General features: G+C 50.9%; 18 protein-coding genes. 8 read left to right on the top strand and 10 right to left on the bottom strand.

The genetic code is table 11. The features are described from left to right. Window positions 1-52: 52 nt before the first annotated feature. The gene (locus tag PSCS_RS11850; protein ID WP_068812324.1) at window positions 53-622 is read left to right on the top strand and encodes a cytochrome c oxidase assembly protein; all 570 of its coding nucleotides are present in this window, start codon (window positions 53-55) and stop codon (window positions 620-622) included. 34 nt (window positions 623-656) lie between these two features. Continuing rightward, a complete protein-coding gene (locus PSCS_RS11855) occupies window positions 657-1583 on the top strand; it encodes a cytochrome c oxidase subunit 3 (protein ID WP_068812325.1) in 927 nt (308 codons plus the stop codon). Between the two features lie 112 nt (window positions 1584-1695). Here the strand turns inward: PSCS_RS11855 and PSCS_RS11860 are convergent, their stop codons facing one another. Beyond that, the gene (locus tag PSCS_RS11860; protein WP_068812326.1) at window positions 1696-1905 is read right to left on the bottom strand and encodes a DUF2909 domain-containing protein; all 210 of its coding nucleotides are present in this window, start codon (window positions 1903-1905) and stop codon (window positions 1696-1698) included. 76 nt (window positions 1906-1981) lie between these two features. On the opposite strand from PSCS_RS11860, the gene PSCS_RS11865 reads away from it, so the two are divergent. Both PSCS_RS11865 and PSCS_RS11870 read left to right on the top strand, forming a co-directional pair. Then, a complete protein-coding gene (locus tag PSCS_RS11865; protein ID WP_158662878.1) occupies window positions 1982-2692 on the top strand; it encodes an SURF1 family protein in 711 nt (236 codons plus the stop codon). Continuing rightward, window positions 2685-3338 (top strand): hypothetical protein, encoded by a 654-nt coding sequence (locus PSCS_RS11870; protein ID WP_068812328.1) that lies wholly within the window; start codon window positions 2685-2687, stop codon window positions 3336-3338. The genes PSCS_RS11865 and PSCS_RS11870 overlap by 8 nt, the downstream gene beginning before the upstream one ends. 81 nt (window positions 3339-3419) lie before the next feature. Here PSCS_RS11870 and PSCS_RS11875 read toward each other — a convergent pair whose 3' ends face one another. The 6 genes from PSCS_RS11875 to PSCS_RS11900 all read right to left on the bottom strand — a co-directional run bounded on the left by PSCS_RS11875 (window position 3420) and on the right by PSCS_RS11900 (window position 9265). Further along, window positions 3420-3773, bottom strand: coding sequence for a cytochrome C oxidase subunit IV family protein (locus tag PSCS_RS11875; RefSeq protein WP_068812329.1), 354 nt, complete (start codon window positions 3771-3773; stop codon window positions 3420-3422). A 48-nt stretch (window positions 3774-3821) separates the two neighbouring features. Continuing rightward, a complete protein-coding gene (locus PSCS_RS11880; protein ID WP_068812330.1) occupies window positions 3822-4508 on the bottom strand; it encodes a heme-copper oxidase subunit III family protein in 687 nt (228 codons plus the stop codon). A 60-nt stretch (window positions 4509-4568) separates the two neighbouring features. Beyond that, window positions 4569-5195, bottom strand: coding sequence for a cytochrome c oxidase subunit 3 (locus PSCS_RS11885; protein WP_068812331.1), 627 nt, complete (start codon window positions 5193-5195; stop codon window positions 4569-4571). Next, on the bottom strand, window positions 5192-6958 hold the full coding sequence (locus PSCS_RS11890; RefSeq protein ID WP_068812332.1) for a cytochrome c oxidase subunit I: 1767 nt from the start codon (window positions 6956-6958) through the stop codon (window positions 5192-5194). The genes PSCS_RS11885 and PSCS_RS11890 overlap by 4 nt, the downstream gene beginning before the upstream one ends. A 52-nt stretch (window positions 6959-7010) precedes the next feature. After that, on the bottom strand, window positions 7011-8378 hold the full coding sequence (locus tag PSCS_RS11895) for a c-type cytochrome (RefSeq protein ID WP_068812333.1): 1368 nt from the start codon (window positions 8376-8378) through the stop codon (window positions 7011-7013). A gap of 347 nt (window positions 8379-8725) precedes the next feature. Continuing rightward, complete coding sequence (locus PSCS_RS11900; protein WP_068812334.1) at window positions 8726-9265, bottom strand: hypothetical protein; 540 nt, start codon at window positions 9263-9265, stop codon at window positions 8726-8728. 349 nt (window positions 9266-9614) lie between these two features. On the opposite strand from PSCS_RS11900, the gene cyoE reads away from it, so the two are divergent. Then, window positions 9615-10502: a heme o synthase gene (cyoE, locus tag PSCS_RS11905; RefSeq protein WP_082866654.1), complete on the top strand. Its 888-nt coding sequence runs from the start codon at window positions 9615-9617 to the stop codon at window positions 10500-10502. Between the two features lie 55 nt (window positions 10503-10557). Next, window positions 10558-11223, top strand: a complete 666-nt coding sequence (locus tag PSCS_RS11910) for an SCO family protein (protein WP_068812335.1) — start codon at window positions 10558-10560, stop codon at window positions 11221-11223. Between the two features lie 84 nt (window positions 11224-11307). Here the strand turns inward: PSCS_RS11910 and PSCS_RS11915 are convergent, their stop codons facing one another. Both PSCS_RS11915 and znuC read right to left on the bottom strand, forming a co-directional pair. Then, complete coding sequence (locus tag PSCS_RS11915; protein ID WP_068812336.1) at window positions 11308-12099, bottom strand: metal ABC transporter permease; 792 nt, start codon at window positions 12097-12099, stop codon at window positions 11308-11310. Between the two features lie 2 nt (window positions 12100-12101). Further along, window positions 12102-12869 (bottom strand): zinc ABC transporter ATP-binding protein ZnuC, encoded by a 768-nt coding sequence (gene znuC / locus PSCS_RS11920; protein WP_068812337.1) that lies wholly within the window; start codon window positions 12867-12869, stop codon window positions 12102-12104. Window positions 12870-12949: 80 nt separating this feature from the next. Here znuC and PSCS_RS11925 point away from each other — a divergent pair, with 80 nt between their 5' ends. Then, the gene (locus PSCS_RS11925) at window positions 12950-13897 is read left to right on the top strand and encodes a zinc ABC transporter substrate-binding protein (protein WP_157885709.1); all 948 of its coding nucleotides are present in this window, start codon (window positions 12950-12952) and stop codon (window positions 13895-13897) included. Between the two features lie 65 nt (window positions 13898-13962). Then, a complete protein-coding gene (gene polA, locus PSCS_RS11930; protein WP_068812339.1) occupies window positions 13963-16740 on the top strand; it encodes a DNA polymerase I in 2778 nt (925 codons plus the stop codon). Here polA and yihA read toward each other — a convergent pair. Beyond that, window positions 16734-17345 (bottom strand): ribosome biogenesis GTP-binding protein YihA/YsxC, encoded by a 612-nt coding sequence (gene yihA / locus PSCS_RS11935; protein WP_068812340.1) that lies wholly within the window; start codon window positions 17343-17345, stop codon window positions 16734-16736. The two genes, polA and yihA, sit on opposite strands and share 7 nt — an antisense overlap. Between the last annotated feature and the right edge of the window lie 34 nt (window positions 17346-17379).

A 17379-nucleotide genomic window follows, 5' to 3' on the forward strand; every position in this document is an offset into this window, starting at 1 on the left:
GCGGGTCACCGATACGTTGAAGTAAAGAGATTGGTACCAGAGGAGTAAACATATGAGTGACAAGTCTGTACAGAATGGCACAAAGAAACTGGCTGTTAAGCTGGGGTTTGCAGTCGTGGGGATGTTTGCATTCGGGTTTGCGCTGGTACCGCTCTATGACGTGATCTGTGACATTACCGGCCTGAACGGTAAAACCGGTGAGCGCGTCGAAGCCGTGCAAGCCGGTATGCTGGTAGACGAGCAACGTGAAGTCACTATCCAGTTCACGACACGACAAAATGACGTGGATGGGGTGTTCAAAGCTGAGGTGCCGCAAATGACACTGAAGCCTGGTGAAATGAAATTAACCAGTTACAGAGTCAGCAACCCCAGTGATGAAGTTCGTGTTGTTCAGGCAATCCCCAGTGTTGCTCCCAATGCGGCAGCACTGCACTTGAATAAAGTGGAGTGCTTCTGTTTCCAGGAGCAGATTCTGGAACCAGGTCAGACAGTTGATATGCCACTGCGTTTCTTTATCGATCCGAAGATACCAGAGCAGATCAGCAAGCTGACCCTGTCTTACACACTGTATGACATAACAGAAAAACACCAGCAGGCAGCAAACAAAATAGCAAGCCGGTAACAAAGAACAGTATTGTTAATTCTGGAGATTAAAAATGGCCAGCGAAAGCTCCCATAGCGTCTATTATGTACCGGAACAAACCAAGTTTCCGTTTTTCGCGTCGATTGGTTTGTTCTTTATGGTATTCGGTCTTGGCAGTGTCTTAAATGACATTTCTGCCAGTGAAAGTGCGACTGGATCCACCTGGATTGCACTGGCAGGTTTTACCCTGCTGTCTTTCATCATTTTCCAGTGGTTTGCTACGGTTATCCGTGAAAATCACGCCGGCTTAAACAATGAACAGCTGAAGCGCTCATATGTCTGGGGCATGCTTTGGTTCATCTTCTCTGAAGTGATGTTCTTCGCCGCGTTCTTTGGCGCCCTCTTCTATGTCCGTAATCTGTCTGTGCCATGGCTGGGCGGTGAAGGTGAGAAAGGTGTTGCTGGTGAGTTCCTCTGGCCTGAATTCCAGGCAGCCTGGCCGCTGATCAACAACCCGGATTCGTCTATTTTCACAAACCCTCATGAGGCGCTGAACGTACACGAATGGAGCTTGAGCTTCTTCGCTGGCTACCTGCCTTTCTGGAATACGGTTATTCTGATTACATCGTCAGTGACGTTGCACTACGCACACCATGCGCTGAAGCATGAAAACCGTAAACGCCTGATTCAGTGGATGTTTGTCACTGTGGGTCTGGGTATCATCTTTCTGGGGCTGCAGGCACTGGAATATGTTGAAGCGTATGGTCACTACGGGCTGACGCTGGATTCCGGTATTTACGGTTCAACCTTCTTCCTGCTGACCGGTTTCCACGGCTTCCACGTAACACTGGGTACGTTTATCTTGATTGTTATGTTACTGCGTTGTCTGAAAGGTCATTTCAAGCCAGATGATCATTTTGGCTTCGAAGCAGCGGCCTGGTACTGGCACTTCGTTGACGTGGTTTGGGTGATGCTGTTCTTCTTCGTTTACTTGCTGTAATTGACGAAAGCAGTGCGCTTGGGGAGATAGTCTGGCTGTCTTCCCTCCCATGGACGGCTCGCATTAGCGGGCCGTCTTTGTGTCAGGGGTAGGTTATAAGGAAGTTATTTGTTCAGGGGTTCCAGGGCGTACTGAGATTAAATTCGCCTGTGTAGAGTCCGTAAGAAACGACTAGTATAAGGATGAAAGCCAGAGTGACCCGCGTACCAAGTGCATACATGACCCGCTTGCTTCTGCCACGGTCCTGGTAGAAGAAAATAAAGCCTGCGGCCAGGGTGATCAGAATAGCCACCAGAAGGATGATTACAATGGTCTGCAACATGTTAATTCCGTGTGTTAGTTCGGTAGTTAATTCAAGAATTCAGATATTAATGATACCAGCATAAAAAGGCATTCGCTTGTTCCGCTTCGATTGGAAAATGACATTGTTTGTTCTGCTGTTGCTGCCGGTCCTGATCAGGCTCGGCTACTGGCAGTTGGAAAGAGAAGCTGAAAAACGTGATCTGCAGCAGTTGTACGAAGAGCGACAGTCTTCAGCACCGTTGCCGATCTCTGGTGTTGACTGGAGTGATAAGGATATTGGCTGGAGCCGAATTCAGGCGGAAGGCTATTATGAAACAGAATATAATTTTCTGTTAGATAACCGCATACAATCAGGTCAGGTCGGTTATGAGGTATTAACACCATTTCGAACAGATTATGGTGTTTTATTGATTAATCGTGGATGGATTGCAGCAGGCCCAAGACGTGAAATACTGCCTTCTATTGAAACACCAGAAGATAAGGCAGTGATTGAAGCGACAATCTACATACCTGATGGTGAGTTGATGATGTTTGGTGAAGAGACTCTTTCCGGTGAACAGTGGCCAAAGCGCATACAGCAGGTTCACCTGGCAAGAATGTCGGAAGCCCTCGGAGAGAAACTGATTCCTGCCCGACTGCGGCTCTCAGCAGGATCAGCGGGTGAGTTATCCATAGACTGGCAAACGGTTAATATGCAGCCAGAAGTGCATCGGGGCTATGCGATTCAATGGTTCCTGATGGCAGCTGCACTGGTAGTGTTATTTGTATTTTTTAGTTTCCGAAGAAAGGAGAAACCCAATGAGTGAGACCAGAACCACAAAGATGAAGCTGGCTTTCCTCTTGCTGATTGCTTTCGTTCCGATTACGTTAGCGTCATTCGCGTATCGGGCCGCCACTGATGCCGGAATGTTTAGCGGTGAGACAGTGAACAATGGCATCTTGATTAACCCTCCGGTTGATATCAGTGAACTTGCACTTGAAGATGAGCAGAATGATGAAGTTTTCCTCACCTTTGATGAACGCATCGCCGATATTCCTGACCCTGATGATTATGAAACAGCACCTTGGCTGATTCTTTATGTGAATAACGGCAGCTGTGGTGACTCTTGCCGGGAACGGGTGCATTTGCTCAGACAAATGCATGTGACATTGAACAAAAATATGCCACGCGTTAGACGCTATTATGTGCAAAGCAACATGAATGCTGTTGATGAAGCATTAGCGACGCATTTTCGAGAAGAGTTCCCAAGCATGGGAATCGTCCAGGGCGAAGCCGATAAAATAGCAGCAGCGTTAGCTCCCAGACAGATCAACCTCGACCCAGACGTTCAGGATATTGTTTTCTTTGTGGATCCTGTTGGTAACGTCATGATGTACTACACAGATGAACATGAAGTTGCTGACATCAAGGAAGACCTTGTTCGTTTGCTGCGTCTATCCAGCCTGGGTTAAGTTCAACAGCGATAACACCTGACAGAACAGATACAAAAAGGGGCTGCCAACTGGCAGCCCCTTTTTTATACGCTTGTAATGTCAGTGATGCACAACATGCTCGGGTTCCTGGTTAGCATCCTGACCAAAATATTCAACCCGGGCGCTTTCGGTATAATTACCCTCAACCGCCATGAAGAATATTAATAAAAGCAGAACAGAGGGAGGGCCGAGGATAGTGAGTGCCAGAGCCATGCGCTCCCATTTAACATGCATAAAAATTGCCATGATGAAGCCTGCTTTCAACGCCATGAACAACAGAACAAGTGTCCAGCGCAGCGAGCCTTGCACATGAAGGTAGTCCACCATGTAACTGAACAGGCTTAGAACAAATAAAAGAACCCAGATCTTCAGATATATCCCCAGAGGGTGCTGTTGTCCTTCTGCTGATGCCATCGTTAAATCTCCAAACTGAAATAGGAAGTAATCAGAAAACTGTTTGCGCTATAGCAAATAGAAAAATGCAAAAATAAAGACCCAAACCAGGTCAACAAAGTGCCAATAGAGACCGGTGATTTCGACAATCTCGAAGCCCTTCTTATCGTAGTGACCTTTGGAAACCTTTCGGGCGATGATCAAAAGATAGATGACACCCCCGGTAACGTGCAGACCGTGAAAACCAGTGACCATAAAAAACACAGAGCCGAATTGAGGTGCACCCCAGGGGTTACCCCAGGGCCGGACCCCTTCACTGATCAACTTGGTCCACTCGAAGGCCTGCATGCAAACAAAAGAAGCACCTAATGCCGCTGTAGCCAGCATCAGCATGACAGTTTTCTTTTTGTCTTTGCGGTACCCGTAATTAACAGCCAGTGCCATCGTGCCGCTACTGGTAATCAGGATAAACGTCATTATCGCGATGAGGACCAACGGAATGGGATCACTGCCGAAAATTGATAATGCAAAAACTTCAGTCGCTAATGGCCATGGCTCAGTTGTGGTAATCCTGACCGTCATATAACCGACGAGAAAGCAGGAAAAGATGAAGGTGTCACTGACGAGGAAAATCCACATCATGGCCTTACCCCAGGGGACCTGATAGGTCTGCTTGTCTGCAGACCAGTCCTGGATGAAACCAGTCACACCCTTGGCGGTTGGGCTACTACTCGATAGCGATTCATTGTGACTCATGTGTCTGTCCTTATTATTCAAAAACTGCCATCAGTCGGTCAATTTCAATAATGCTGGGAATCAGTTGGTTGCGACCAGATAAAAAAGGGCGAACCAGACAATCAGCAGAAAGTGCCAATACCAGGCGCAGAGCTCGATACTCTTGCTTATGTCATGTGAAGCGTCTTTCCTGACCTGGCGAAGCAGGGCGCGACTCCAGACCCATAAGCCGCCCACCAGGTGTAATATGTGCACGCCTGTTAAAACATAGAAAAAAGAATTAGCGGGATTGCTTTGAAGAATATAACCCTGAGATGTTAACTGTTGCCATACAGTGAACTGACCAATGATGAACCCAAGCGTCAAGACGCCGCCAACTAAAAACCACGGGCTTTTACTCTTGTCTCCATGACCCTGCTTTCGCGAAGATACAACAGCGACTTGCATGGCGACACTGGCTGCGACCAGGGCGCCAGTATTCACCCAAAGCATGCTGGGTAGCGCGATAGGCAACCAGTCACCGCCACCAAACCACATACGAATGAAATACGACACGCAAAGCAGTGAGAACAGCACAGATGCAACAATGACAAAAACAACAAGTGCCAGTTTTTCATTGGAAACATTGAACGTAGGTTTTGGATCTATGCCATCAGGTAGTCCAACAGTGTTCCAGGGCTTGCGGGTTACATCCTGATATAGGCTCACGACTCCCCTCCTTTATGGTGGAACGTTTTTTCGTATTCCTCGCCAGGTTCGTTTTGTGGGATAAAGTCCTTTTCCGCACCAGGCACACTGTAGTCATATGCCCAGCGATACACAGCAGGTAATTCTTCGCCCCAGTTGCCGTGCTTGGGTGGCGTATCCGGTGTTTGCCATTCAAGTGTGGTTGCTCCCCATGGGTTACCACCGGATGGTTTGCCGCTCTTCAGACTCCAGAAAATATTGATGAAGAAAAGTAGCTGCGCAATAGCAACAAAGATAGCAGCAATTGTGATGTTGGCATTGAGTGCCTGGGCTGAGGCCGGGATAAAATCCGTGTTGCCCATTTCATAATAGCGACGAGGAACGCCCAGGAAACCCAGGTAATGCATAGGCAGATAGATGGCATAAGTGCCCAGGAAGGTACACCAGAAATGTATCTTGCCAAGAGTCTCATTGAACATCTTGCCCGTCATTTTCGGATACCAGTGATACAGTGCGGCATAGAGCACCAAGACGGGTGATACACCCATAACCATATGGAAGTGGGCAACCACAAAGTAGGTATCGGCCAGAGGAACATCAATAATGACATTGCCCAGAAATAACCCTGTCAGGCCACCGTGAACAAAGGTAAAGATAAAGCCGATGGCAAACAGCATGGGCGTATTGAGACGAATATTGCCCTGCCATAACGTCAGTACCCAGTTATAGACTTTTAGCGCTGTCGGTACGGCAATAATCAACGTGGTAGTCGCGAAGAAGAATCCGAAGTAAGGGTTCATGCCGCTGACGTACATATGATGAGCCCAGACCAGGAAGCTCAAGCCACCAATGGCAATGATTGCCCAGACCATCATGCGGTAACCGAAAATGTTCTTACGGGCATGAGTGGATAAGACATCAGAAACCAGGCCGAATGCTGGCAAGGCTACGATGTATACCTCCGGGTGTCCAAAGAACCAGAACAGGTGCTGGAACAGGATCGGGCTGCCGCCATCATGTTCCAGGGTCTCACCCATATGGATCATGGAAGGTACGAAGAAGCTGGTGCCTAGCATTAGATCAAACGTCAGCATGATGGCGCTAACTAACAAGGCGGGGAAGGCGAAAAGGCCCAGTACTGTTGCCGTAAAAATGCCCCAGATGGAAAGCGGCAGGCGCATCAGAGTCAAACCGCGTGTTCTTGCCTGCAGAATCGTGGTGACATAATTCAGGCCACCCATGGTAAAGGCAATGATGAACACCCCGAGAGAGACCAGCATGAGCAGGATGCCGTAGCCGGAACCAGGCGTCCCGGGTGTAATTGATTGGGGCGCATATAAGGTCCATCCTGCCCCGGTCGGCCCGCCTGGGACAAAGAAACTTGCCAGAAGAATCAGTACTGACAGCAAATAGACCCAGACACTGAGCATATTGAGAAATGGAAACACCATATCCCTTGTGCCGCACATCAGTGGGATAAGGTAGTTACCGAAGCCACCCAGGAACAGTGCCGTCAGCAGGTATACCACCATAATCATGCCGTGCATGGTCACAGCCTGATAGTAAAAAGCAGGATCAATCCAGCTGATAGTATCCGGGAAGCCAAGCTGCAGGCGCATCAGAATTGACAGGCCCAGTGCAATCAAGCCGACAAAGATGGCAATGCCGCCATACTGAATGGCAATGACTTTGTGATCCTGGCTCCATACATATTTGGTGATGAAACTGTCAGGATCGTGCAGCGCGTGCGCGTCATCCTGGTCGGCGAGTGGAACGTATGCCATGTAAACTACCTCCGGATCAAAAGCTGCTATCTCGTTATTATTGGTAAACCCATTAGCGCAATGTGTTGATATAGGCGATCACATCGTTTTGCTGTGCTTCCGTGCGCATGGCTTTCACCATGGATGTCATCTGATAACCATAGTGATCACCGTCTTCACCACCCCGGATGCCATCGCGGTAATTATTCAGTTGTCTGGCAAGATACCAGTCGCTCATCCCTGCCAGAGCGGGTGCATCTGTTGACCAGCTGCCTTGTGCTTCTGCGCCATGACAGGCTGCACAGTTAGCGCTGTAAATTCGCATGCCGCGCTCTGCATCACCCTCGACTGTGGCAGGGGCAGGTTCGTCGGGAAGGCTTTCAATATAGGCAGCAACGTTGAGTCTGGCTTCCTCTGAGTTAACCATGGCAGCCATCGGAGCCATCATCTGCCCGGCGCTGTCGTCAGGGTTGGCACCCCGGACACCTTCGCTGTAATAGCGTAATTGTCGGGCGATGTACCAGTCTTGAAGTCCGGCAAGTTTGGGGGCGTTCATGGCCTGGTTACCCTCGCCGTTCTGACCATGACAGCTTGCACAAGTGGCGTACGCCTGGCGCCCGGCAGAGACACTGCCTTCGGGCAGGCTCTGGGTTTCTGCAAAGGTCATTTGCTGATCCAGCCACTGCTCATAGTCAGCTGGCTCCATGACCTCAATCTGAGCGCGCATGATATGGTGACCCAGGCCGCAGTATTGTTCGCACAACACATCAAACACACCGGTACGCGTCGGCTCTATCCACATGTAAGAAACCATACCTGGCACCATATCCATCTTGGCGCGGAACTGCGGTACGGTGTAGTTGTGGAGAACGTCGCGTGAGCGCAATAACGCTTTTACAGGCTGATCGACAGGTAAGGCCATATAAGGGGCTTTGACAACCAGGTCATCCTGTCCGGCCGGGTCTGCCGGATTAATACCCCAGGGGTTGGTTTCAGAAATATGGGAAATGTCAGCAGTGCCCATGACGCCATCGTCGCCCGGGTAGCGGAAAGCCCATTGCCATTGTGAGCCAAAGGCTTCGAATTCAGTCGCGTCTTCCGGCACAGTGACGAACTGTGCCCAGACAAACAACCCAGGAGCCAGCATGGCCGCAACACCGAGCGCGGTCAGTATGGTGAGGCCGGTTTCCAATCTTGCATTCTCAGGTTCATAAACAGCCTTGTTGTCCGGGGTATCCTTGCTTTGACGATAGCGATAGACGCTATACGCGAGGAACAGGTTAACCGCAATAAAGACAAACCCGGTGACCCAGAATGTCAGGTTGACCGTGAAATCAATGTTCGCCCAGTGGGACGCTATGTCTGTAAACCACCACGGACTGACGAGGTGGAATATGATGGAGCCGACAACCAGTAGGACGAGAACAACTGCAATAGCCATACGCGAAATATCCTTGTGAATGTGCGAGCACGGACAACAGTGGATAAAGCAACTGTATAGCGAAAGATAAACAGGGGGCGCAGACCAGAATCAGAATGGCCTGTAAAAAGGATTGATTTGTAAATACTGCGGTTGACGACGAACGCTACAACTATCCCGTTCACAACGTCGTTCCCTCCCTTTATTCCTTGTTGTTATCTTTCGGACGGGGTACTCAACGTGTTACTTCGATCGTTACAACAAACTGTCTCGCGGTGTTCGCTGAAAGAGAAACCAGCAAACGAACTTCTTCGATCCTATAGCAATGCCTGAGGGAGTGCAATACTCCCCCAGACAACTTAATAAGATTATGCCCGGACCATTTTCAGGTCGGCAAATGGGTTCAGGAAGTGTGGGTCGATAGCCGCAAGGGTGGCTTCCTGATGTTGCTGACTCATCATTTGCTGAATCTTTTCTACCTGACTTTCTTTAGCATAAATCAACACCAGGTATTTGCCCGCTGCAATGTCATCGTGAAAGTTGGCAATTTTCTTGTTTTCCCGGGCAACGCCGCTCAGGCCGCCGACCCAGGCGCCAAAACAAGTGATCAGGCATATGATAGCGGCGTAGGCATACCAAGGTATGGCTGTGCCAAAGGGGTCTGCGACTGCTGCGATTCCAGCCATGCCCAGGCCCGCCAGGAAACCGATGCCGGCACCGATGAAACCCTCTCGGATGAAGTCCAGGGTTTCCAGGTAATTACTCGAATGCAAATGTTCTTTGACCAGGCCGCTCTCGTTCTTGCTGTGGATATGCAAGAACCAGTCATCAACACCAATGTTGTGCAGGTCGTCGGAGATCTGCTGTGTGCTTTTTAAGGTGGGTGACAGATAATAGATACATCTCATTGAGCTTCTCCTTCTATTATTTAGGGTCGCTTTATTCGTACATCTCTATCAGTCTAAATACATCCGCTCCACGAAATCAGATGACTTCAATTTAGAAGACAGACTCGATTCCCTGATGGAAGCAGACCCGTCTCCTGAGTTAATCTCAGGCTTTTAGCCTAACATAGCCTCTCAAAAAGAATAGACCATGTTTGATTACAATTTACTCCGGAAATTTTAAATTGTCCTCTTTTTTTTCGTATCTCGATCCTGATATCGAATTACGGTACAATATGCCACCCCCGATTCATTCATCCAGTCTGCATGCACCTCCGACGTTACGAGGCAGTGTCTGGCAAGAGGATATCCCGTGACAGAGCTTAGCCAAAAGCAAACAGCCAGCTGGCGCGACTACTACGAAATGTGCAAACCCCGTGTCGTGATGTTGATGATACTCACGTCCATGGTCGGAATGTTTCTTGCCGTGCCGGGTATGGTGCCCTTCGATATTCTGATTCTCGGTAACCTGGGTATTGCGCTGGTAGCCGGTTCCGGTGCTGTCGTGAATCACCTGATTGACCGAAAAATCGACGCGGTGATGAGGCGAACCAGCAACCGGCCGATGCCACAGGGACGAGTCGCGCCAAAACAGGCCGCCTTGTTTGCCGCCATGATTGGTGTGCTGGGCATGGCGATCATGCTGATTTGGGTCAACGCACTAAGTGCCTGGCTGACGCTGGCTTCTTTTATCGGGTATGCGTTTATTTACACAGGTTACCTGAAGCGGGCTACACCACAGAATATTGTGATTGGTGGTTTGTCCGGTGCTATGCCGCCGCTGCTGGGTTGGGCTGCCGTGACGGGCACCATTGAGCCAGGCGCATTAATTCTGGTGCTGATTATTTTCGCCTGGACGCCACCGCACTTTTGGGCACTGGCTATACATCGCAAGGAAGAATACGCGAAAACCGGTATTCCCATGTTGCCGGTGACTCACGGTGAGCAGCTCACCAAGATCCATATTATTCTCTATACTGTTATTCTGCTGCTGGTCAGCGTTATGCCATGGCTGATTGGCATGAGTGGCCTGCTGTATCTGATGGCTGCTGTGGTGCTCGGTGCAGGGTTTCTGGCCTGGTCACTGGTGTTGCTGTTCAAGCCGGGCCGAAACACTGCCATGGATACATTTAAATACTCCATCATCTATTTGATGGTGCTGTTTCCGGTACTGATGGTCGACCATTACTTCATGTTCTGAGTGGATGCGTAAATAGATACGTGCTTGCGCTCCTGAGTTACAGGCGAGAGTTTTCATGAAAAAAAATATCCGCATTACAGTGATCGTATGTCTGGTCTGGGTGGCGATTGTGCTGTACCTGACCTTCAACCGTTATGCAGACAACAATGATGCAGCGACAGTTTCGCCGGAAGAGCTGCGCGAAATCGGCGCGATGGTTTATGACGAGCCTGTGCCTGTCTCAGACTTTGAGCTGGTCGATCATACCGGAGAGGCATTTAACAATGGCTCATTTGATGGCAAGTGGAGCATGCTGTTCTTTGGTTTCACCAACTGCCCGGACATTTGCCCGCTGACCATGCACGAGTTGACGGGGTTTTATCAGGATCTTGAGCAAGGCCCTTATCAGCAGGATACACAGGTTGTGATGATCAGCGTTGATCCGTTTCGGGATGATCAGCAGCAGATTGCTGAATTCATGGCTGGCTATGATGACAGCTTCCTGGGTGTGAACGGCGATTTTGATGTGATTTCCCGTCTGGCCAGCGAACTGTTTGTGGCACATGGCATCATGCCCGTGCCGGCGCCTGATGGTGGCACCCCCAAAAACTTCCTGGTCAATCACAGCGGCAATATCCTGCTGATTGATCCACAAGGCCAGTACCGTGGTTTCCTTGAGCCCAATATCAAGCGCCCCAATATCCTCGAAGCTTACCAGCTGATCCGGCAAGGCAATAGCTGAGTCCGGCACACGCTTCTTACCTGCTCTTATTGCTATTCCACTGCTGCTCTCTCAGATTCGAATGAGAGACCAGTCAGTGTGGAATCAATTCCTGATGACTTTGGCGCTTGCGGATACCAGTATGAACAAGGCACAGGCGCTGACGACAATTGACGGCCCGGCGGGTGTGTCCCACTGATAGGACATCGCAATCCCGCTCAGGACAGAGAGACAGCCAGCTATCGCCGCACCGATCGCCATTTGCTCAGGTGTGCTGACCAGCTTGCGTACAGCGGCAGCAGGAATGATCAGTAAGGCTGTGATCAGCAACACACCAATAATTTTCATCGCCACAGCAATCAGCAGTGCAATCATCATCACCAGTAGCGTGTAATAGCGGCCTACTGCATGCCCTTCTACCTGGGCCAGTTCCTGATGCACAGTCAGAGACAGGAAATAGGACCAGTAACGCAGCAGCAGCACACTGATCAACAGACAGGCGCCGGCAATCCAGTAAAGGTCGGTCTGCGAGACAGTGAGCAGGTCACCAAACAGGAAGGCCATCAGGTTAAGCTGGACATTGCCTGACAGTGATAATACCAGCAGCGCCACCGCCAGTGTGCCGTGGGCAATCAGTCCCAGCAAAGTATCCGTAGACAGCGCCTGTCGTTTTTCCAGCCATAACAGCACCCCGGCAAACAGCAGGCATGCAATGATAATGGCCAGCTGAAGGTGCACATTAAACAAGATCGCCATGGCAACCCCCAGCAAAGCAGCGTGGGCTAGCGTATCACCAAAATACGACATACGTCGCCAGACCACAAAGCAGCCCAGCGGACCGGCGACGACAGCAATCAGCAAACCGGCAATCAGTGCGTAAATAATAAAATCCATCATGATCAGTGCTCGTGCTGACAGTTATCTTCGACCACATCACCGTCAATGCCGTGCACGTGATTATGGTGGTGGGTATAAACGGCAAGTGCTTCGGCTTCTTTACGCCCGAACAGAGCCAGATAAGCTGGGTCGGTGCTGACCTGCTCCGGTTTGCCATGACAGCAAATATGCTGGTTCAGACAAAGCACCTCGTCAGTTGTCGCCATCACCAGGTGTAAATCGTGGGAAACCATAAGGATGCCGCAACCATGGCGCTCCCGGATGGTGTTGATCAGGTCATACAGTTCAGCCTGGCCGTTAACATCTACGCCTTGTGCTGGTTCATCCAGCACCAGTAAGTGCGGAGAGCGGCAAAGCGCGCGAGCCAGCAAAACACGCTGCATTTCGCCTCCGGAAAGCGCTGAAACGGGCTGGTCAAGCAGGTGTACGACGTTAACCTCAGCCAGTGTGGCTTCGGCAACGGTGACAGGCTGGCTGATGCCGGTCAGGCCCAGTGAGAGGAATCGTCGGACTGTCAGCGGCAGCGTCGGTTCAATATAGAGTTTCTGAGGCATGTAGCCAATACGCAGGCCCTGCTGGCGCCGAAGCTTGCCCTGGTAACCCGTCATCAGCCCCAAGACAATGCGTACCAGCGTGGTCTTGCCAGCGCCGTTGGGACCGATCAATGTGACCAGTTGTCCGCGTTGTAATTCAAAACTGATGTCTTGCAATATCGGGCGTCCACCCAGTTTTACTCCGACATTTTCGGCTTTAACCAACCAGTCTGACATGTCTACCCCTTTTCATCCGGATGGCATCATAGCAGAAAATGGTATATCATAACATTTTAGATCCAATGCCCGGTTTTCCCATGCTTTCTCGGAATATTACACGTATTGCTGCCATTTTGGTGGCAGTTCTCTTCTCGACCCTGCCTGTTTCTGCTTCGGCGGCACCTGTTGTGGCGGCGACGATAAAGCCTCTCCAGTTTATCGCGGCTGCGATTACCGACGGTGTGACTGAGCCCAGGGTGCTGGTTCCGGAAAGCCAGTCCTATCATCACTTTATTGTCCGCCCTTCCACAGTCAGGCTTTTGCGTGAGGCTGACCTGGTGTTATGGGTAGGGCCGGAACTGGAAACGTACCTGGCCGATTCCATCAACGACTTCGCGAATGCAACGGTTCAGGCATTGGCCGTGTCCGGGCTGGCTGTGCACTATCTACCTGATATAGAAACAACGGGAGAAACCAATGTGCCAGAAAGTGGGCAGCATGCCGGCCACCAGCACCATGGTGTGAGTGGTATTGATCCTCACATCTGGCTGAATACTCAAAATGCAGAGCAGGTTGCCACTGTCCTGGCTGAGCAGTTATCTGCTATTGATCCCGCTAATGAAGCTCGGTATTTGCAAAACCTGGCGACCTTCCGGGTAGAGTTGCAGTTGATCAGGGAAAGTGTCGTACAGCGTTTGCAGCCCTATCTGGACCGACCTTATGCGGTATACCACGATGCGTTTCAGTATTTTGAACAGGAGTTCGGCCTTTCCCACCAGCTGGTGATTGCCAACAGTGATGAGATTCAGCCTGGCGTTCGCAAACTGATGTCCTTGCGGGATGCATTCGCAAGCCAGGAGTTATCCTGTTTGATGGAGGATGTGACCAGCCAGGAGTCCACGATTAATACGGCGCTGGGTCGTGTTCAGCTCAACCGGATCAAAGCCGATACCACTGGCCAGAACCTGACATCTTCGCCTCGCGCTTACATTCAGTTGATCAATGATTTGGGGCTGGCATTTGCACAGTGTTTTAGTGATCATTAGAGGGGCTGACGTCCTGGCGCCGCATTCTCGACATTCGATACACTAAGACTTTCAGGCGAAACACTATGGCATCCCCCAATCCGTTGATTCTGGTAGACGGTTCCTCTTATCTTTTCCGCGCATTTCATGCATTGCCTCCCCTGGTCAACAGCAAGGGGCAGCCGACCGGCGCTGTAAAAGGCGTGATCAGCATGATCCGCAGCTTGCAGAAAAACTATCCTGACAGCCCTGTCGCCATCGTTTTTGATGCCAAAGGCACGACATTTCGTAACGAGATCTACCAGGATTACAAGGCGCACCGGCCCCCGATGCCGGATGATCTGCGCAGTCAGATAGAGCCGATTCATCAGATTGTGAAGGCAATGGGTCTGCCCTTGCTGGTTATTCCAGGTGTGGAGGCGGATGATGTGATTGGTACGCTGGCCTGCCAGGCGACCAGGGACAAGCGTGACACGCTGGTTTCAACAGGTGATAAAGACCTTTCCCAGTTAGTGAGTGATCACGTCACTCTGATTAATACGATGACAGACGAGCGCCTGGATCGTGAGGGTGTACTTAATAAATTTGGCCTGCCGCCGGAACGAATTATCGATTTTCTGGCACTGACGGGCGACAAGGTTGACAACATTCCCGGTATTCCGGGATGTGGGCCCAAGACAGCGATCAAGTGGCTTCAGCAATACGACTCGGTTCAGGGGGTGATTGAAAATGCTGCCGAGGTAGGTGGCAAGATTGGTGAAAAGTTACGAGCCAATATTGAACAGCTAGAGCTGTCTTATGAGCTGGCCACCATCAAACTGGATGTACAACTGGACCTCTCCTTATCTGAGCTCGTACCGACTGAGTCAGATCAGGAACAGTTGCTGGCGCTCTTTACTCAGATGGAGTTTCGAACCTGGATAAAAGAGTTACAAGACCAGGGCGTTGAGTTGTCAAAAGAGACGCTGCAGGATGTCCAGGATGAACTGGGCGTGGTAGCCGATGTTGCTGAGCAGGGTGAGGATGCGCCGGATATGTCAGCGCTGCAATCGGCGAAAGGCGACTATCAGCTGATCGAAGATGAAGCGGCGCTGAAAACTGCCTTGTCAGCGTTAAGGAAAGCCGGTCATTTTGCGCTGGAAGTCTTTGATGATGATGCGCCATACATGGAAGCGCGCATTATCGGTTTGGCATTTAGCGATCAGCCAGGTCAGGCATTTTACGTCCCCCTGGCTCATGACAGCCTGGAATCAGCCTCCGAACTGGATGGCAAAGCAGCACTGGCACTGATCAAGCCGTTACTGGAAGACCCGGATCTCGGCAAATTCTGCCATGACTGCAAACACGTCATCCATGTGTTGGAAAATGCCAATATTCAGTTGCGCGGCTGGCGCTTTGATAGTCACCTGGCCTCGTATGTGTGGAATTCTGTTGCCAGTAATCACCAGCTGGAAAAAGTGGCACAAGAGCATCTGTCGCTTTCACTTGAAAGTAAGGATTCACTGACGGGGAAAGGCAGGAAAAAGTTAGCTGTCAGTCAGCTCAGCCCTCAAGATGCGACAGCGTGGGCAGGTCTCAGGGCGGATGCTGTGCTACGCCTGGAGCAACTACTGACTTATGAGCTGAAGCAGGACGATAAACGCTGGGGCATCTATCACTATTATGAGCTGCCCCTCTGTGGTGTCCTGCAGCGCATGGAGCGCCAGGGTGTCGTCGTGGATGCAGCCAGCCTCGCGGGGCAATCTAAAGACCTGGCTAATCGTTTGGCAGAAATTGAAAAGGCGGTCTATGACCAGGCTGGCGAAGAATTTAATCTGGGCTCGCCCAAACAGTTACAGGCAATCCTGTTTGAAAAACTCGAGCTGCCGGTCATCAAGAAAACCCCGAAAGGTCAGCCTTCTACCGCAGAGGCAGTGTTGCAGGAACTGGCACTGGATTACGAACTGCCCAGCCTGATCATGGAACACCGGGGCATGAGCAAGTTGAAATCAACTTATACCGATAAACTCCCAGCTCAGATTAACCCTGTCACCGGCCGGATTCATTCCCGTTTTCAGCAAGCAGTCGCCGCCACCGGGCGACTGTCGTCAACCGATCCAAACCTTCAGAACATCCCAATCCGCAGTGAAGCCGGTCGCAAGATCCGCCAGGCATTTGTGGCGGAGAAAGGCTATAAGCTGCTGGCAGCTGACTATTCCCAGGTTGAACTGCGCATCATGGCACATTTGTCGGGCGATAAAGGATTGCTTGATGCCTTCGCGAATGCCCAGGACGTTCACAAGGCGACGGCGGCGGAGGTTTTCGGGGTGGAACTGGAAGAAGTCAGTGCAGAGCAGCGCCGGCGAGCCAAAGCCATTAACTTTGGTCTGATTTACGGGATGTCGGCCTTTGGGCTGGCCAAGCAGCTGAAGATAGATCGCCATGACGCCCAGCATTATGTCGACAAATATTTTGAGCGCTATCCTGGTGTCAGTGATTACATGGAGAGAACCCGGGAGCAGGCGGAAGAGCAAGGTTATGTGGAAACATTATTTGGGCGGCGACTGTACTTGCCGGATATCAAAGCCGGTAATGGCATGCTGCGCAAGGCCGCTCAGCGCACGGCGATAAATGCGCCTATGCAAGGCACAGCGGCTGATATTATCAAGCAGGCCATGGTCGATATCGATCAGTGGTTAAAAACCGGTGTGCTCGATGCCAGCATGGTGCTGCAAGTCCATGACGAACTGATTTTTGAAGTCGCCGAAGCCGACATTGAACTGCTGAGCGAAGGGGTGCGGTTTCGCATGGCGACGGCTGCGGCACTGGATGTGCCGCTAGTGGTTGATATTGGTACCGGTGATAACTGGGATGAGGCTCACTGATCCGGTGCTGGCATATCCGCGGCAGCGACAAACCAGCTGTCCAGTTTATTGGCGAGCACATCAACGCCCTGGCGTTTGAGTGAGGAGAAAGCCTGCACGCTGGCATCCATCCCTTCGACCTGACGACGCGCCTTGCTCAGTGCATCATTGATGCCGCCTCGCTTGAGCTTGTCAGATTTGGTCAGCAGGATATGCAAGGGGAGTTCGTTGGCGCGTGCCCATTCGATCATCATCTGATCAAATTCCTTGAACACGTGGCGAATGTCTGTGACCAGAACAAGTCCTGCCAGCGGTTCGCGTACATTAAGGTACTGTTCCAGGTGTATCTGCCAGTTGTTCTTCATCTTCATAGGGACTTTGGCATAACCATAGCCCGGCAAGTCCACCAGGTATTGCTGCTCGGCAATCTGGAAAAAGTTGATCAACTGGGTGCGGCCAGGCGTTTTACTGGTTCTGGCCAACTGCCCCTGTCGGGTCAGCGTATTGATGGCACTGGACTTGCCAGCATTGGATCGACCCGCAAAAGCAACTTCACAGACACTGTCCGCAGGACAGTCCTTGAGCTTGGCGGCACTGATGATAAATTCGGCGGATTGATAATTCATGGGGTGGCATTTTACCTGTGGCTTCTGTCTGCAA

This window comes from Pseudohongiella nitratireducens (genome assembly GCF_001642735.1).
GTDB lineage: Bacteria > Pseudomonadota > Gammaproteobacteria > Pseudomonadales > Pseudohongiellaceae > Pseudohongiella > Pseudohongiella nitratireducens.

What these genes read in the sequence shown, in the direction of transcription:
- PSCS_RS11890 (WP_068812332.1), bottom strand. Translation starts at nt 6,958, where the DNA reads ATGGCATACGTTCCACTCGCCGACCAGGATGACGCGCACGCGCTGCAC.
- PSCS_RS11860 (WP_068812326.1), bottom strand. Translation starts at nt 1,905, where the DNA reads ATGTTGCAGACCATTGTAATCATCCTTCTGGTGGCTATTCTGATCACC.
- PSCS_RS11900 (WP_068812334.1), bottom strand. Translation starts at nt 9,265, where the DNA reads ATGAGATGTATCTATTATCTGTCACCCACCTTAAAAAGCACACAGCAG.
- znuC (WP_068812337.1), bottom strand. Translation starts at nt 12,869, where the DNA reads ATGTCAGACTGGTTGGTTAAAGCCGAAAATGTCGGAGTAAAACTGGGT.
- PSCS_RS11870 (WP_068812328.1), top strand. Translation starts at nt 2,685, where the DNA reads ATGAGTGAGACCAGAACCACAAAGATGAAGCTGGCTTTCCTCTTGCTG.
- PSCS_RS11850 (WP_068812324.1), top strand. Translation starts at nt 53, where the DNA reads ATGAGTGACAAGTCTGTACAGAATGGCACAAAGAAACTGGCTGTTAAG.
- PSCS_RS11925 (WP_157885709.1), top strand. Translation starts at nt 12,950, where the DNA reads ATGCTTTCTCGGAATATTACACGTATTGCTGCCATTTTGGTGGCAGTT.
- PSCS_RS11880 (WP_068812330.1), bottom strand. Translation starts at nt 4,508, where the DNA reads ATGAGTCACAATGAATCGCTATCGAGTAGTAGCCCAACCGCCAAGGGT.
- yihA (WP_068812340.1), bottom strand. Translation starts at nt 17,345, where the DNA reads ATGAATTATCAATCCGCCGAATTTATCATCAGTGCCGCCAAGCTCAAG.
- PSCS_RS11875 (WP_068812329.1), bottom strand. Translation starts at nt 3,773, where the DNA reads ATGGCATCAGCAGAAGGACAACAGCACCCTCTGGGGATATATCTGAAG.
- PSCS_RS11855 (WP_068812325.1), top strand. Translation starts at nt 657, where the DNA reads ATGGCCAGCGAAAGCTCCCATAGCGTCTATTATGTACCGGAACAAACC.
- PSCS_RS11895 (WP_068812333.1), bottom strand. Translation starts at nt 8,378, where the DNA reads ATGGCTATTGCAGTTGTTCTCGTCCTACTGGTTGTCGGCTCCATCATA.
- polA (WP_068812339.1), top strand. Translation starts at nt 13,963, where the DNA reads ATGGCATCCCCCAATCCGTTGATTCTGGTAGACGGTTCCTCTTATCTT.
- PSCS_RS11910 (WP_068812335.1), top strand. Translation starts at nt 10,558, where the DNA reads ATGAAAAAAAATATCCGCATTACAGTGATCGTATGTCTGGTCTGGGTG.
- PSCS_RS11915 (WP_068812336.1), bottom strand. Translation starts at nt 12,099, where the DNA reads ATGATGGATTTTATTATTTACGCACTGATTGCCGGTTTGCTGATTGCT.